10 protein-coding genes and 2 pseudogenes are annotated in these 16,298 nt (G+C 41.6%); 4 read left to right on the forward strand and 8 right to left on the reverse strand.

Annotated features, from left to right (window positions below):
• The first annotated feature begins 414 nt into the window (after positions 1-414).
• Positions 415-2,049 (forward strand): alpha-D-glucose phosphate-specific phosphoglucomutase, encoded by a 1,635-nt coding sequence (locus tag QI031_RS03555; RefSeq protein WP_281483847.1) that lies wholly within the window; start codon positions 415-417, stop codon positions 2,047-2,049.
• 246 nt (positions 2,050-2,295) lie between these two features.
• Here the strand turns inward: QI031_RS03555 and QI031_RS03560 are convergent, their stop codons facing one another.
• Positions 2,296-3,075 (reverse strand): carbonic anhydrase, encoded by a 780-nt coding sequence (locus tag QI031_RS03560; RefSeq protein ID WP_281483848.1) that lies wholly within the window; start codon positions 3,073-3,075, stop codon positions 2,296-2,298.
• Positions 3,076-3,230: 155 nt separating this feature from the next.
• Between QI031_RS03560 and QI031_RS31665 the strand changes: the two are divergent.
• The 3 genes and pseudogenes from QI031_RS31665 to QI031_RS03570 form a co-directional block, all read left to right on the forward strand.
• Positions 3,231-3,408, forward strand: a pseudogene (locus QI031_RS31665) (WD40 repeat domain-containing protein); the annotation flags it as partial.
• Positions 3,409-3,725: 317 nt separating this feature from the next.
• Positions 3,726-3,914 (forward strand): hypothetical protein, encoded by a 189-nt coding sequence (locus QI031_RS03565; RefSeq protein WP_281483849.1) that lies wholly within the window; start codon positions 3,726-3,728, stop codon positions 3,912-3,914.
• 190 nt (positions 3,915-4,104) lie between these two features.
• Positions 4,105-8,034, forward strand: coding sequence for an ATP-binding protein (locus QI031_RS03570; protein WP_281483850.1), 3,930 nt, complete (start codon positions 4,105-4,107; stop codon positions 8,032-8,034).
• Positions 8,035-8,291: 257 nt separating this feature from the next.
• Here QI031_RS03570 and QI031_RS03575 read toward each other — a convergent pair whose 3' ends face one another.
• The 7 genes and pseudogenes from QI031_RS03575 to QI031_RS03605 form a co-directional block, all read right to left on the reverse strand.
• Positions 8,292-9,587: a recombinase family protein gene (locus QI031_RS03575; protein ID WP_281483851.1), complete on the reverse strand. Its 1,296-nt coding sequence runs from the start codon at positions 9,585-9,587 to the stop codon at positions 8,292-8,294.
• Positions 9,588-9,618: 31 nt separating this feature from the next.
• A pseudogene (locus tag QI031_RS03580) lies at positions 9,619-9,948 on the reverse strand (recombinase family protein); the annotation flags it as partial.
• A 179-nt stretch (positions 9,949-10,127) separates the two neighbouring features.
• On the reverse strand, positions 10,128-10,487 hold the full coding sequence (locus tag QI031_RS03585; protein ID WP_281483852.1) for a VOC family protein: 360 nt from the start codon (positions 10,485-10,487) through the stop codon (positions 10,128-10,130).
• A gap of 38 nt (positions 10,488-10,525) precedes the next feature.
• A complete protein-coding gene (locus tag QI031_RS03590; protein ID WP_281483853.1) occupies positions 10,526-11,221 on the reverse strand; it encodes a class I SAM-dependent methyltransferase in 696 nt (231 codons plus the stop codon).
• A gap of 486 nt (positions 11,222-11,707) precedes the next feature.
• Positions 11,708-12,805, reverse strand: a complete 1,098-nt coding sequence (locus QI031_RS03595; protein ID WP_281483854.1) for an iron-containing redox enzyme family protein — start codon at positions 12,803-12,805, stop codon at positions 11,708-11,710.
• Between the two features lie 410 nt (positions 12,806-13,215).
• On the reverse strand, positions 13,216-15,438 hold the full coding sequence (locus QI031_RS03600; RefSeq protein WP_281483855.1) for a family 1 glycosylhydrolase: 2,223 nt from the start codon (positions 15,436-15,438) through the stop codon (positions 13,216-13,218).
• A 20-nt stretch (positions 15,439-15,458) separates the two neighbouring features.
• Positions 15,459-16,289 (reverse strand): N-acyl homoserine lactonase family protein, encoded by an 831-nt coding sequence (locus QI031_RS03605; protein WP_281483856.1) that lies wholly within the window; start codon positions 16,287-16,289, stop codon positions 15,459-15,461.
• Positions 16,290-16,298: the final 9 nt, after the last annotated feature.

The raw sequence follows: 16,298 nt of genomic DNA on the forward strand, positions 1-16,298 counted from the left end.
CTGAGTTTTTTCTCCAAATCAAATATGAATCCTATAGATTAATTGTTAAAATATCCCAAAGCTTTTAAAGGCAATAAATAATATTGCCATAATCAAACGTTAACTTATTTAAGAAGTAGCACCGCAAGGCGAAATTAAAAATTAATACAGCATCAGCTTTTCATTGATCTAGAATGGATGGTTTATTTTTGCCGAACTGTACTAGCATTAATGCATTAAAGTTGAGCTTAACTTTTCATCTGTATCCATATTTTGTCAGTGCGATGCCTTTGGCGGGCTATACCTGCGTTCAAGATTGTATAGAATAACCCGCTTGATCATACATGGCGAAAAATTTGTTGACTAACTTAGCAGTAGAAATTCTTATAATAAGCACTTGGAAAGAGAAAAACGTTTTATTTGCTAAATATTTTCATGAGCATCCGTAACATTTCTACTACCCCCTTTCAAGATCAGAAGCCTGGTACTTCTGGGCTACGCAAAGCAGTCACCGTTTTTCAACAGCCCCATTACCTGGAAAATTTTGTTCAATCTATCTTCGATACTGTAGGAGATTTACGAGGACAAACCTTAATCTTAGGTGGTGATGGTCGCTACTATAATCGACCAGCAATTCAAATTATTCTGAAAATGGCTGCTGCTAACGGTGTTGCACGGGTGAAAGTCGGTCGGGGTGGCATCTTGTCTACACCAGCAACTTCCTGTGTAATTCGCAAGTACAACGCTCTTGGTGGCATAATTTTATCTGCTAGTCACAATCCCGGCGGCCCAGAAGGAGATTTTGGCGTTAAGTACAATAGCAGCAATGGTGGCCCCGCACCAGAAAAGATGACGGCAGCAATTTTTGACCGTAGTAAAGTCATAGACCATTACAAAATTTTGACCGCGCCTGATGTGAATTTAGATACATTGGGTGAATCTAAATTGGCAGATATGGTAGTCGAAGTCATTGACTCAGTGCAAGACTACGAAAAACTGATGGAGTCGCTATTCGACTTCGGAAAAATTCGAGAACTGCTAACTAGTGGGAATTTTCGGATGTGCATGGACTCAATGCACGCTGTGACTGGGCCTTATGCTATAAATTTATTTGAGCAAACACTAGGCGCACCTAAAGGCACAGTAATTAATGGTACTCCTTTAGAAGACTTTGGTGATGGACATCCTGACCCAAATTTAGTCTACGCTCATGAACTGGTAGAAATACTGTTTGGGGATAATGCTCCCGACTTTGGCGCAGCTTCTGATGGCGATGGCGATCGCAATATGATTTTAGGACGTAAATTCTTTGTCACACCAAGCGATAGCTTAGCAGTTTTAACAGCTAATGCAACTCTAGTTCCTGGTTACGCTGACGGTTTAGCAGGAGTAGCGCGTTCTATGCCTACTAGTCAAGCGGCTGATCGAGTCGCGGCGGATTTGGGTATCGATTGCTATGAAACGCCCACAGGTTGGAAATTCTTTGGTAACTTGTTAGATGCAGGTAAAGCTACTCTGTGTGGAGAGGAAAGCTTTGGTAGTGGTTCTAACCATATTCGTGAAAAAGACGGATTATGGGCTGTGTTATTTTGGCTGAATATCTTAGCAGTCAAACAACAACCCGTTGAACAAGTTTTAAAGGAACATTGGCAAAAATACGGCCGCAATTACTATTCTCGCCATGACTACGAAGCGATAAATAGCGATCGCGCTAATCAATTAATGGCTAATCTCCACGCTCAGATTCCCAATCTCAAAGGAAAAAAATTAGGCAATTACGAAGTCAAATACAGCGATGACTTTAGCTATACCGACCTTGTTGATGGCAGTATCAGCGAAAATCAAGGTATCCGCATTGGATTTACCGATGGTTCTCGCATTGTCTATCGCCTCTCTGGAACTGGAACTCAAGGCGCAACCTTGCGAATTTACTTAGAAAGCTATGAGCCTGATAGTAGCAAACACAATCTTGATCCACAACAGAGCCTTGCAGACTTAATTGCAATCGCCAATGAAGTTGCTCAAGTACGTACATTTACCAACATGGAAAAACCAACTGTAATTACTTAACGTGAGTTCGATAAGTATTGTTTTGAACTAACCTCCAGCCCCTCTCCTACAAGGCTACGGTGTACACACAAGTTTTAGAAAGTTGCCTAACAGCGTTTCGATCCCCCCTAACCCCCTTAAAAAACGGGGAAAACTTTTTAAAGTCCCCCTTTTTTAAGGGAGCCACTGCGTTGGGCGGATTCCTCGACTTGTAGGAAGTGGCGTGGATTTAGGGGGATTTAGATCATTATTGAGGTCTACAAATGGCTAGTTGCCATGTAGTTCAATTTTTCTGTCATTTGTGGGCTGAACTGGACGGGCATTTACCTGATACAACTTTTCAAAAGTATCAATCTCTTCTGATGAGACTGTAATTGGTTCTGTTAAAACATTCCATTTGACGCTTTCACTACAAGGTGGCGTTGTGAGTGAACCAGAATAGCTGAAGTATGCTTTACTTTTAGGCAATAAATCAGCAGCGTTAATGGTTTGACCACTAACAGTGTTTGTTTTCTGTGTAGACGGAATATGTTGCCAAATTTTATCAATTACAGGATTTGCAGTTCCTTTGTTCATCATGACTCCTACAACTGATAGTTCACCTGCTGTATTGCGGTGTACTAGATGCAGTTCCATAGCCGAGGCATTGCCCTCAATGGTATGTTCACTGGGAGTATGGAAATGGAACTGGAGAAGTGCATATTGTTTGCCATTGATAGTAACGCTGCTTCCTGGTGCATAATTTACTTGCACTGTGCGACCATTGTTGACAATTTCTAAAGGTGTAGGCTTGTAGTTAAAGACTATCTGTGCAGGATTTCCTTGGACAGCATCAACAATATTAATGGGGGACTGATCTTTACCTGATTCACAGAGGGCAAAATTATTATCAAGTTCGCCCCATCGAGTTGGATTTTCTGCACCACCGTAGCTCCAATCTGGTGTTTTTACTTGAGCGAAACTTGGTACAGATGGTATGGGACTAAAAATTAAGGTAAATGCCAAAACTAAAAAGATGTTTTTTTGCCATTGTGGTCTCAGATCCATTGGAGTCTTCATCCTTTTACAAATATGGGAATAAAGACGATAATACCCTTTTATGAATACTCAAAAATAGTTGTTGTATACATAAAACAATGTTGATTAATTAATATTTCATATAAGATTAATTTGGTTTTGTGTGGGATAATTTTTGCTTATATGGTTTAGTGATCGCATCGGGAAAATTTTAGTCCCGATGGCAAAGCTCTAGCCTCTGCTAGTTAGGACAATACTATCAAACTTTGGCATATTGCAGACGGGAAATTAATCAACACATTAACTGGATATACAAACGGTGTAACCAGTTTAAGTTTCAGTTTTGATAGTCAAATACTAGCTTGGTGCTAGTGCTGACAGTAAGTTGTTAAACATTTAATTTGCACATTGAGACCGCAGGGGGCAGCACTTCGGCTTACTTCGGCTTCTCTCAGTACAAGACGCTCAGTGACCGGGAGCAGGGGCAAGGGAGAGGGTTTGCAGCTTTTATTAACATTAACATGATGCAATTTAAATGACGATTAGCTTACTATCAAATTATGGTATAGCAATCCGGTCTGACTTCTGAAATTATTTGCGTAAGCAGGGAACCATTAACAGGAAACAAAGCTCTTTGAGGTGTACTGAATTTTTTCAAAAATCAAATATGAGTCCTATATGTGGCAACTAGGACATTATTTAAAACCTTACTCGGATACCCAAATCAATTTAATAGTACCAGCTTCTGTCCTGACGGCAAACTTTCACTCAGTGGTGGCAAAGATAGTGGAGTGATGTTGTGGAATCTAAATTTAAATGATTTGATGCTGCAAGGATGCTTAAGAATAACAGATTATCTACAAAAATAATGTGAGTATTAATAAAGGCGATCGCTCAATATATAATTCTATTCTTTGAAATACATGAAATATGCATATAGATAGATGAAAAAATTCATTTTGTTGCAGTAGATTTATATACAAAAAACGTGATGAATATTAATTCAGTAAATCACACTGAACGTTACTACCTTAGATAGAGGCGGTTACAAAAACCTCAATGTTAAAAGTCAACCGCTTGCGATCGCAAGATTTACATAATTTAGTAGTAGTACAAGTGGCAGGTGCGATCGCGATTTTGGTCGGCGGCTTGGTACTACTAGGTCGATATTTCAGACTGGAACTTCCTCAAGCAGTTTTTTTTGGCAGTTCAGTGGTGATGAAGGCAAATACAGCCTTGTGTTTTCTTTTGTCTGGCATTTCACTGTGGCTATTAGTCAGAGTTAGCAGGGAAAACTCCAAATCTGAAAAAACTCAAGATAAAAGAAACTCTTCTCGCCGTCGTCTCTTTTATTTAAAGCTTTATAGGGGTTTTGCCGCAGTGCCTGGCCTGATTGGGTTGCTGACACTAGTACAATATTTCGTCAGTCTTGTTGGGGATGCGCCAATTACTATAGTGGCGTTCCGTCCAGAACTGATGGGGTTGAATACTGCCCTCAATTTTATACTGCTGAGTAGATCTTTAGATCTGCTGCTTCACCCGAAAACCCAACGTAGTTATTGGTATGCTCAGATTCTGAGTGCCATAGCTGCGGTGATTTCTGTGCAGGCCGTCGTTGGCTACGCCTACAAGGTGCAAGTTCTCTACGGTATTGTACCCTACACCAGAACAATGGAGTTATATACAGCACTGACATTCATTGTGCTTTGTATTGGTCTTTTATGGGTGCATACCGAACAGGGATTCATGCGGGTAATTATGAGCGATACCTACGGCGGCTTATTGGCGCGTCGTTTATTAATTGCCGCGATCGCAGTTCCTTTTTTGTTAGGGTGGTTAATTGTAGAAGGACAACAAGCAGGAAGTTACGGCCCAGCTTTTGCAATATCAATATTCGCTATAGTCCTAATTGTAATTTTTGTGATTTTGGTATGGCAAAGTGCAGCAGTTATTGAACGCCTATCTCGTCAACACGATCAGACTCAAAAAGAACTTAAAGCTTACGAAGAAAAACTCAGAAGTTTTGTAGATTCCAATGTCATTGGCATTTTGTTTGCCGATGTCTACGGCGGTATTCAACAAGCAAACGACGAATTTTTAGAGATGATTGGTTACACCCGTGAAGATTTACTAACAGGTAGATTAAGTTGGAGCAATATTACCCCACCAGAGCATTTACATTTGGATGCACAAAGTATTTTAGAAGCACAAGCAAATCCTAAAGGCACTTGTATACCTTACGAAAAAGAATTTATTTGCCAAGATGGTAGCCGCGTCCCGGTATTAGTTGGTTATGTATTATTAGGAGAAAAACGCGAAGAATCAGTTGCTTTTATTCTCAATTTGAGCGAACGCAAACAAGCAAAAGAACAAATAGTAAAGCTTAATAAAGATTTACAGCGTCGGGTTACTGAGTTTCAAACTTTATTAGAAGTAATTCCAATTGGCATTGGCATTGCCGAAGATCCAGAATGTCAAACTATCAAAGTTAACCCAGCATTTGCTGATTTGTTGGGAATCTCGCCAAATGTGAATGCTTCCCTCAGCGCTCCCAGTCACGAAAGACCAACAAACTTTAAAGTCTATCGCGAAGGTAGAGAATTGTCAGCAAAGGAACTCCCGATGCAGTACTCTGCGGCTTATGGTGTTGAATTTGTTAATTGCGAGTTCGATATCGTTCATGAAAATGGCAGAGTAGTGAATTTGTTAGAGTACGTTGCACCACTATTTGATGAAGAAGGCAATACCAGGGGAGCAGTTGGTGCATTTTTGGATATTACAGAACGTAAGCAAGCAGAGGTCACACTCCGCAACCAGCATAAATGGTTGGAAGATGTGTTAAATCTGATGCCAATACCATTACTATTTATTGAACCAGAAACAGCACGGGTAATATTTGCCAATCGAGCTGCTGATGAAATAGCTGGGGGTAAATTTCCTCAAAATATACCAGCCGAAGAGTATCATACAGCCTACTACTGCACAGATACAGCAGGTGATGCCATCCCCAATGATCAAATGCCTGGAGTCAGGGTCGCTCGTGGAGAACGTTTAGATGGATTGGAGATAGACTGGCATACGAGTAGAGGTGTGCGTTCTCTACATATATTTGCTGATAGTCTCCCAGCCATGCACGGTTATCCAGCTACCTGCGTTTTAGCTTTCCAAGATATTACTAATCTCAAAGAGATAGAAAAAGCTCTGTCATTGGGTTACGAAAGACTCCAGTTACTTTTTAGCACAGCCAACGATTTACTCTCTAGTCAAGAACCAGCAGTACTGCTTGACAGCGTTTTCCAAAAACTAAAAGAGCAAATTGGTTTAGATATTTACTTCAACTATTTAGTTGAAGACAACTCCCAGGTAATGCGGCTCACATCCTACACAGGTTTTTCTGAGGAATTAGCCAAAGAAATTGAATGGTTAAAATTTGGTCAAGCCGTTTGCGGTGCTGTAGCTCAAGGGCGTTGTCCCATTTCTCTAGAAAATGTACAACAATCAACTGACCCAAAAACAGAATTGATTCGTTCTTTAGGCGTTAATGCTTATTATAGCTATCCATTAATAGCTCAAGGGCGACTTTTGGGTACTCTGTCTTTTGGCAGTCGCAGTCGCTCTCGCTTCACTGATAATCAAAGAGGAATGATGCAAGCAGTTTGCGACCAGATAGTTATAGCTATAGAACGCGCGATCTTAATTGCCTCTTTGCAGCGACAAACTGAGCAGTTGAGTGAAGCCAACCGCATGAAGGATGAATTTTTAGCAATACTATCTCATGAATTGCGATCGCCTCTCAATGCTATCTTAGGCTGGTCTCAACTACTACGCAGCCGCAAACTTAGTGAAACTCAGACAGCCAAAGCTTTAGAAACCATCGAGCGCAACGCCAGAGCGCAAACTCAGTTAATTGAAGACCTGCTGGATATTTCGCGGATGATTAGAGGCAAGTTGCGGCTCAATGTCCGTACTTGCAATTTGGTTTCTCTGGTTGAGTCAGCAATTGAAACTGTTAACCTAGCTGCTCAAGCCAAAGAAATCGATTTGAGTTGGGAATTAGATCGCGAAAATTTAGAGTCTGCTGCACCACAAGCCCAAATTTTGCCAAGTTCAGAGAGTGGATTAATTGAAGCAAAACATCCAAATTCAAGTTTATTGGTTTCCGGTGATGGCGAACGCTTACAGCAAATCATCTGGAATCTACTATCTAATGCTATCAAATTTACCAATCGCGGCGGTAAGGTAAAAATTAAGCTGTCAATTGTTAGTAGTCAAGACAAGTACCAGACAACCGAAAACTATGCTCAGATTCAAGTAATTGACACAGGCATGGGTATCAGTCAGCAATTTCTTCCTTATGTGTTTGATCGATTTCGTCAAGCTGATAGTTCTAGTACTAGATCACACGGCGGATTAGGGCTAGGGTTAGCGATTGTCCGTCATTTAGTCGAATTACATGGCGGTAGCGTTCATGTATATAGTCAAGGCGAAGGGCAAGGAGCAACGTTTACAGTCAAATTACCTCTATTATTGCCAACTACAGAGATGGTTGTGGAGGCAAAAAGTGGGAGTCAACCAGAAGATTTCATTCCTCCAAATCTCAGTTCTTCTCTATCAGGTGTGCGGGTATTAGTTGTAGATGACGAGGCCGATACCCGTGACTTTATTTTTACAGTCCTCCAACAGTGTCAAGCCGAAGTGCGAGTAGTTGCATCGGTACAAGAAGCGTTGCAAGTAATTTCACAGTGGAAACCAGATGTTTTAGTGAGTGACATTGGTATGCCTGAAGAAGATGGTTACTCTTTAATCCGTAAATTGCGATCGCAGTCACCAGAACAAGGCGGTAAAATTCCCGCAGCAGCCTTAACAGCTTATGCCAGAGCCGAAGATCGGATGCGGGCTATCAAAGAAGGTTATCAACTGCATTTGCCTAAACCCATTGAGCCAGCTGAATTAGCGACAGTGGTTGCTAGCCTAGTGGGGCGGACTTGAGAAGAAGCAGGGGAAGCAGGGGAAGCAGGGGAGGCAGGGGAGGCAAGAAGAATAACCACTGACCACTGACCACACTTCGACTACGCTCAGTGCATCGCTGACCACTGACCACTGACCACACTTCGACTACGCTCAGTGCATCGCTGACTAATGACCAATGACCACACTTCAACTACGCTCAGTGCATCGCTGACTAATGACCAATGAAGAGATATCTTAACCGAACGGTATTGAGTTCTAAACAGGTTTTTGATAGCCTAAAAAATAAAAATAACTTGCAAATTCCATTCTTTATCTTGGCGAATTATCTCTATTTGTTTAATAAATTCTCGAAAATAAAATCTCCGCTCTGTTTCTGACAAATCTAACCAAAATTGCGGAATTGAAACAGCTTGAGCAACAGAACGCAAGTTAACTGGGGGCAGAGTTGCCAGTTTTGCCTGGAGGGCTGAAATTTCTGTACGAAGTTTGTAAGCTCTTAATTTAGCTGTTTCAGTATCTAAAACCCCAGTTTCGATTAAAGCCGGTAATTGAGCGAGTATTTCTTGCTGACGAGCGATCGCTTGCCCTAAACTCTGCTTAATTGCATCCAACTGGGGAAAATCCATCCCTGCAACTGCTAAGGGTAAGTCACGGCAAACTTTGTCAATTGTATGTTCTAATATCTCTTGGTAAGGAATAGCCCGACACTTGGGATTTTTAGGACAACTAATAGGACGTAAATAAAGATACTCTTTGTTTTGATAGCGCTGAGTGACGCGAGAAACTTTTGTGTGTGACTGACATTCACTACAAATAACTAACCCAGCTAAAGAACGGGGCGCGCTAGCAGTCCGAGGTGGTAATCGGCTATTACGGCGCAAGAGTCGATCAATTTGGGCAGCTTCTTCTTGAGAAATGATGGGGATATGAGTATCACAAATAATTTCCCCATTTTGATAAGCCGTATCACCGCGATAAACGGCATTAGTCAACCAACGCCGTCCAGTAGTGACAGAGATTTTCTTACCGTATTTTTTTGCTAAGTAACGAACTGCACCTCGTAGAGAACCATAAAGTAAAAAGTTGTCAAAAAAATCTTTGACCACTGGCGAAGTACTGCGATCAATAATATATTTATCTTTACCTCTACGGTAGCCATAAGGAACTTTACCGGGTGGAGGTGCAGCATCAAGACGATTGCGGGCGTGTCCTTGACGGATACGGTGGCTGCGTTGCTGACGTTGGATTTCGTACAGTAATTTCAGTAACTCAGCACGGAGTTGGGAATTTTCAGAAGTGTAAGATTGTTCAGTAGCAAAGATCGCTATCTCCATCGCTTCGAGTTGATTGAGGCGATCGCTTATTTCTTCTATAGTATCCCCTAATTCTTCCAAGCGACGAATGAGCAGATAATCTGCTGGCTCAGTTTGGCAATCTGCGAGTAATTTTTGTAATTGCGATCGCTCTTTGCCTAAATCCTCATAAACCCGATCTATCTCCCATCCCCAATTAGCTGGATCAACAGAAGTTTCTAGTAAAGGGTCACTGTAAGTGTAGGCGATAATTTTCATTGGTCAGTTGTCAGCGATGCACTGAGCGTAGTCGAAGTGTGGTCAGTAATTTCAGTAACTCAGCACGGAGTTGGGAATTTTCAGAAGTGTAAGATTGTTCAGTAGCAAAGATCGCTATCTCCATCGCTTCGAGTTGATTGAGGCGATCGCTTATTTCTTCTATAGTATCCCCTAATTCTTCCAAGCGACGAATGAGCAGATAATCTGCTGGCTCAGTTTGGCAATCTGCGAGTAATTTTTGTAATTGCGATCGCTCTTTGCCTAAATCCTCATAAACCCGATCTATCTCCCATCCCCAATTAGCTGGATCAACAGAAGTTTCTAGTAAAGGGTCACTGTAAGTGTAGGCGATAATTTTCATTGGTCAGTTGTCAGCGATGCACTGAGCGTAGTCGAAGTGTGGTCAGTGGTCAGTTGTTATTCTTGTCTCCTGTGCCTTGGTTGTTGAGCGTAGTCGAAACACTGCCCCTGTGCCTTGGTTGTTGAGCGTCTTGTACTGAGCGAAGCCGAAGTAAGTCGAAACACTGCCCCTGTGCCTCCTCACTGCTGACTCAATTCGATAATATTCCCATCTGGGTCTTGGGTGAAGAGGGCGGCGCGACCTGAGGCACTGGCTTGAATGGGATAATTTTGATTAAGTAACTCCTGTTTAGCGGTGTCCAAATCTGCAACAGAAAAAGCAATGTGTGGATTGCGTCCCCATTTCTCGTTAGGGTTTTCAGTAGGAACAGCTGACGCAACTATAAGGTGGATTTGATAATTGCCGACTTGATACCATGCACCGAGATACTTCAAGGAGCGATCTATTTTGGATAATCCCAATACTTTGCTATAAAAATGTTCAGAACGTTCTAAATCAGTAACGAGAATAGCCGCATGAAGACTTTGGGTAATCTGCATTTCTGGTCAGGTGCAATGTAATTAATTGTAATTTTACTTTATAAATTCACCATTACCTGAGCTAATTCATGAGATAAATTGGTAGCTGATTCTTGACCTTTTCTAAATAAAACACCAGCTAAGAAGTAATAGTTACCAGAATAAAATGCCATTTTGTTTTTTCGTAAGTTCTCTATGTATTTTTTAACTTTTGGTTCTGAACTATAATATCCAAATTTCAAAGGTAAAATCATAAAGTTTTGGACAAAATAATTATTGTCTTTGGCTTTTTGAAGCGTACTTAGAGGATTAGAAAAGCTAGATATTAAAACTAATACATTTTTATAATCTAGTGTCAAAAGCTTGTTAGTAATAGTAGCTCCATCTGTACCTCCAAATAATAGCGGCATATAAATATCTGGATCTGGTGCTGGAATATAAGGTGGATTGGCTACAAGATATTCGGCTTTAGGTTTAAAAGACTTAAATAAACATGAGTTAGAGATGATGTATTTCTGAGCGAGATTATATTCATCAATTGTAGAATTGGCCAGTTTCCATGCAGAGGTATTTAATTCAAATCCATGTACTACAGCATCAAACTTATTTTTCAACAATGAATTAATAATGGGGCTGCCATCTCCTGAGCCAAACTCAACAACAGACTCATTATTTTTGCAATTTCTGAAAACGAATGTTTCTAAGCAAGTTGAGTAGAAATTCGATTCTTCAGGACAAAAAAAGATATCTTTCATGTTATTGCACTTCCAGCATAATATGCGTATAATCAGGTTAGTTAATGCCTAAAATAAAGGCAAAAAACAGCTTTATCAAGCAATTTAAAATAGATGCTCACAAGCATCTACATCTATAGGATTAGTATTTGATTTTAAAAAAAACTCCGTACACCTAATATCTCTTCTTCTTTGTTACTCGTGGTCACTGAATTTCGACACTTCGATAGGCTACTTCGGCTACGCTCAGGCTAAACTCAGCACAAGTCAGTGCGGCGCTACGTGGCAATCGAGCGTATCCCTACAGGGAAGCAAACTACGCGTAGCGTCTCGTAGAGAAGTCGAGATTCAACTACCGTTTGTCAAAGTGTTTCCTCCATAAACAATTAACATCAAGAATCAAATCAGATTCCTATAGATAAGTTAGATATACTCAATTGAGAATTTCCAAAAAATCTGTTATCTTAAATTGCTAATTTTGGGAATTGACTTTTTGGGTAAAGCAGTTTATTCAGACTTACGTATTGATTGCACAACAGCTTGAGCTGCGCGATCGCCCATTAGTTTTTCCTGGTCGTACCCCAAAACCAATTCCCAAGCATGATCGGGGTATTGTTCTGCTAAAGGCAAAGCCACATCATCTAACATCCACTGTCCGTGACGTTCATCTTCTTTGATATGCAGCTCCCAATAACCCATAGCTGCTTCTGACAAACCTAGGCGTTGTGCTGCTGTCAGATAATTTTTGTAAGCTCCAGGGCCAGCTATCTCAAAATAAGTCAATCCACCATTGTAACGTAAGAAATGGCGTTTGCGCTCAGTTAATAAAAAGTTATGGTTACTACAAGCTAGAACTTCCCACGGTACTAAGTCAAAGTAACCTTCTGGTTGAGTATTCATGCCAAACTCACTCAGCATTTGGGCAAAAAATGTAGAATGCTTGCGAGACAAGCGGCCATTGCCATACTCTTCAAGTAATACCCGCACTAGAGTACATTGCACTTCATTCGCAGCACCACCTAAAATCCTGGCAAGACGACTACCTTCTACTAAACCATCTAAAGAAGCAATTGCTAGCAAGTGACGATAACCAGCTTCAGTCATCTCCTCGCGAATGTATTTACTATTCTCTGACAATGGCGGATCTAAATCGTTAGAGCTGCGCTCAATTAAAGCTTGTTTGACATCTAGTTGTTTTAATGCTCTCACATCAATTTGCGTTAGTTCCCAGTCTTGCCAAGCAGCCTCAATTTGGTTACGACATGAATATAAATAAAGCGATCGCTCATTGGTATAATTTTGCAAATCATCATACCAAAATAGCTTTAACCGATTAATTCGATAAAGTATCCGCTGGAGAAATCTGTGAGCTTGCATGTCACCACAGTCATCTCGATAAGCAGCGCGAATTGCATTCGAGAGTATACGTTCAAATTCATTGACTTTCTCAGCTTCTACATCGAGGATATTATCTAAATCTTCCGCAGCTAGCAGTTCGATAAATTGCTGCTCAGCGCGGTCATATTTGGTAACTGTTCTTTTTTCTGTTTGCGTACTCTTTTCTACAATCCCAGCAGTAGGGAACATCGCTAAATTGCTTTGCATGTAATATTGTCAAACTAGTTTCACCTCTAATACTTAGAGTTTCACACTTGTAGGTTTGTGTACCTCTTTCCTTGGTTATAAAGAAACATTCAGTCTGGAAGAAGAATATGGAATAGTAAGCTAATCGTCATTCATTTTTCCAGAATGATTCGCTTGTAGTAAGAACTTCAGTTCTACTTTTGTGCAATTTAAATGCACAACAACTTATCAGTAAATGCTTATGGGTCACTTGTACTGAGTTTCGACACTTCGACAGGCTACTTCGACTACGCTCAGTACAAGTCAGTGCAGCGCTGCGCGGCAATCGAGTTTCGACTACGCTCAACTGCCGCGAAGTCGAGATTCAACTACCGCGTAGTCGAAGTATTGGGCATAGGGCATAAACAGTTATCAGTTATCACTGTTAAGATTTACACACCACTTTTCTTGATGATATCTCGGTATACTTTTGCCGCAGGGCTAGGTTGGCGCTTTAATTCTGGATCATGATCTAACTGAACGTGGTACAAACCAAAATCGCTATCTGGGCCAAACTTCAGACCCCATTCACGGTTAGAAGTAATACACCAAGAAACGTAACCCACCACATTTACACCGTCATGACGAGCGCGCTGCACCTGCTGGATATGCTGGCGAATGTATTCTTCGCGTTTAACAACCTTATCAGCTATATCAACACAGCCGTTCTCGACAATCATAATTTCTTTGTCAGGAAACAGTTGGGCGTGAAACTTGAGCATATCGTACAGTACTCCAGACCAAACTGGTGCGTTACCGAAACGTCCAAAAGCTGCATCCATTAACTGCTGAATGCGGTTAAGTCGCAAATTGCTGATGCCCCAATAGTAATCAAACCCGACAAAATCTTGCTGACCGACGCATTCTTTAGGACAAAGGAATGTAGGTAGTTTTCCAGCCATGCCCAGATGCCACCAATTACTGGTCAGCGATGATGAGAGGGCGCTGAAAATCTTAAATATGGGGTCAAAAACTCGCACCAGCGATCGCAATACAGGTAGACGTTCTTGAGTCGCCACTGCTTGAAATTTTACTTTGTTAGGATCACCGAAAATTTGCTGGGCTATAGCACGAGCTAAATCAATTTCTAAGCCGCTAAATTCACCTGTTTTCGGGTCGCGATAACCAAACCCAGGTACGTTATCTTTGACAGCTACAATCAAATAACCCCGATTTTGAATGCCACGCAGCAGAGGCTTGGGTAAAGGCTTGTTAGATATTAGGGATTGTTCCCCACCTTGCTTAGTGATGTCAGCTAGAGTTGAGCGTCTGCCTACGCGGGGCGGTTCTGGTACAGATTGACCGGGGAAATGACGGGCGTAACTAGCAGCCCAAGCACCAGATTCCTTGAAGTTGCGGACTGCGATATCTACAGCATTCAGTAACTCGCGATCGCCTTTAGCTACAGCCGCAGCGTAGTTTTCTTCAGTCAGTCCCTCACCATTTTTACCCACAAGTCGATATTGTCCCGGATGTTGCTTTGCAGTTTCTAACAGCATGATGTCATCAGCGAGGATGGCGTTGATTTGCTCGTAGTCTAAAGCTCTGAGGGCATCATCATAGTTATCTACCACTCGCACATCAGCTGCGGGAATTAGCCAATTGATGGCAGATTCAGCAGTAGTACTTTTAATTACTGCTACAGGTTTGCGGTCTAAATCTTCAAGTCGCTCAATAGTACTAGCTGATTTTACCAAGAGAAATTGACCCGCCTGATAGTAAGTTTCAGAGAAAGCTACTTGCTGGTCTCGATCTTCTGTCATAGTTAAAGTAGCAATGACTACATCTACCTGCCCTTTTTCCAACAAAGCGCGCTCACTAAAACGTTTGCCTTGGGCAACGAAATCTTCGGGACGACGGAGATTAGTAACATTGCGATCAACCAGTTTTTGCAACCACAACGGTAGACCCAATAACATGGGATTTGCCCCCACTTGGGCATCTGGGTTGACCTGCTTGAGAATCGTTCTCGCTCTAGTATGTGCCAAAAACAAATTCCGCATCAACTTCTGGACTGCGGTCATCTGCTCGGCAATAGTCGCGCCTCGATCTAAACCAGGTGGCATAAAGTAAGATCTTTCCCACCAAGGTTTGACATAGCCGTAGATCAATTGACTAGGTTCATTAAAGCTAATCCAGTAGCGTACCAAAGGCCCCATACGTTGAGCAACTTCTTGAGCATAACTGGCAAAAATTGACGGAAATTCTGGGCTAGTTAAACCACCTCGTGCCTCTACATGAATAGGATGGGTGAAATGGTGCAATGTAGCCATTGGTTCCATGTTATGCGATCGGATAGTTTCGATCACTTGACGGTAATGTTCAAAGGCCTCCTCATTGAATTGGCCAGGTTGAGGTTCTACCCGCGACCAAGCAATAGAAAAGCGGAACATCTTGCAACCAAGAGACTGTGCCAGGGCAATATCTTCGGCGTAGCGATGCCAAAAATCAGTAGCTTGACCCCTGATTGTGAGGGCGCGGCGACGTTCCCACACATCCCGAATGTCTTCATAGTTAGAATCGTAGGCTTCGCATTGGTGGTCAGCTGTAGCTACACCGAACATAAATGATTCGGGTAAAGGTGCGAGGCGATCGCTTATTGGTGTGTTTGTCATTTGGGTCACTCCTTTTGGAATTAAACTGAAACAATGGTTCGTGCTGCTAATCTTTGAGCTGCACTAGGGTCGTGACTGGGAAGATAAACCGTAGGAAATTCTTGGACGTACTGTAAAATTTGCTTCAACGTCTGACGGGATTTGTCTTCATCTTGAGCAACACCGTCAACAATTTGATCTAACATCAGTTGTTGAGTGTAAGAAGCATCACCAGCAAAAAACAAAGAAAGTCCATCAATTTGTAATAAAACTGACAAATGCCCCCCAGTATGACCCTCTGTAGGAATTAAGCTGACATCTCCAGCTTTTGTGAGGGTGAAGCTTTCCAAAAAAGTTCCAAGAGGATGGGGTTCATAATCTATTAAAGTAGGGGCTAACCACTCTGGCCAACGCTGAGTTAAATAACCTCTTAACTGTCCACTCCAACCATTAGTTAATTCGTATTCTTTACGAGAAATAATAATTTCTGCATTCGGAAAATGATGTAAACCGCCTATATGGTCTGTGTGTAGATGAGTAAGAATCACCCAACGAACATCATTTGGTTCTATACCCAAAGCACGTAAGCGAAAATTTACCTCATCTTCCGGTTGCAAACATGGTTTAATACTGAACTGAAAATAAGGATTCCACCAAGGGAAATAACCTGGTTCCAAAGTGCGTGCGGTTTCACCTGTATCAATTAAAATAATTCCTTCTTGATGTTCAATTGCCCAGCTATAAATCGGTAAAGGCTCAGTCCAATTGCGGTCAAGAATAGTATTGACCAGACGCATAGCACCATGACCTTTGCCATAGCACTGGCAAGTTTTAATCGTTACAAGTCCACTTTGAACAGCGTGAATCCGCATTTTTACTTC

Origin of the sequence: Halotia branconii CENA392 (assembly GCF_029953635.1) — a bacterium.
GTDB lineage: Bacteria > Cyanobacteriota > Cyanobacteriia > Cyanobacteriales > Nostocaceae > Halotia > Halotia branconii.

Coding starts and splice junctions, on each gene's coding strand:
- QI031_RS03555 (WP_281483847.1), top strand. CDS start 415: ATGAGCATCCGTAACATTTCTACTACCCCCTTTCAAGATCAGAAGCCT.
- QI031_RS03560 (WP_281483848.1), bottom strand. CDS start 3,075: ATGGATCTGAGACCACAATGGCAAAAAAACATCTTTTTAGTTTTGGCA.
- QI031_RS03570 (WP_281483850.1), top strand. CDS start 4,105: ATGTTAAAAGTCAACCGCTTGCGATCGCAAGATTTACATAATTTAGTA.
- QI031_RS03575 (WP_281483851.1), bottom strand. CDS start 9,587: ATGAAAATTATCGCCTACACTTACAGTGACCCTTTACTAGAAACTTCT.
- QI031_RS03585 (WP_281483852.1), bottom strand. CDS start 10,487: ATGCAGATTACCCAAAGTCTTCATGCGGCTATTCTCGTTACTGATTTA.
- QI031_RS03590 (WP_281483853.1), bottom strand. CDS start 11,221: ATGAAAGATATCTTTTTTTGTCCTGAAGAATCGAATTTCTACTCAACT.
- QI031_RS03595 (WP_281483854.1), bottom strand. CDS start 12,805: ATGCAAAGCAATTTAGCGATGTTCCCTACTGCTGGGATTGTAGAAAAG.
- QI031_RS03600 (WP_281483855.1), bottom strand. CDS start 15,438: ATGACAAACACACCAATAAGCGATCGCCTCGCACCTTTACCCGAATCA.
- QI031_RS03605 (WP_281483856.1), bottom strand. CDS start 16,289: ATGCGGATTCACGCTGTTCAAAGTGGACTTGTAACGATTAAAACTTGC.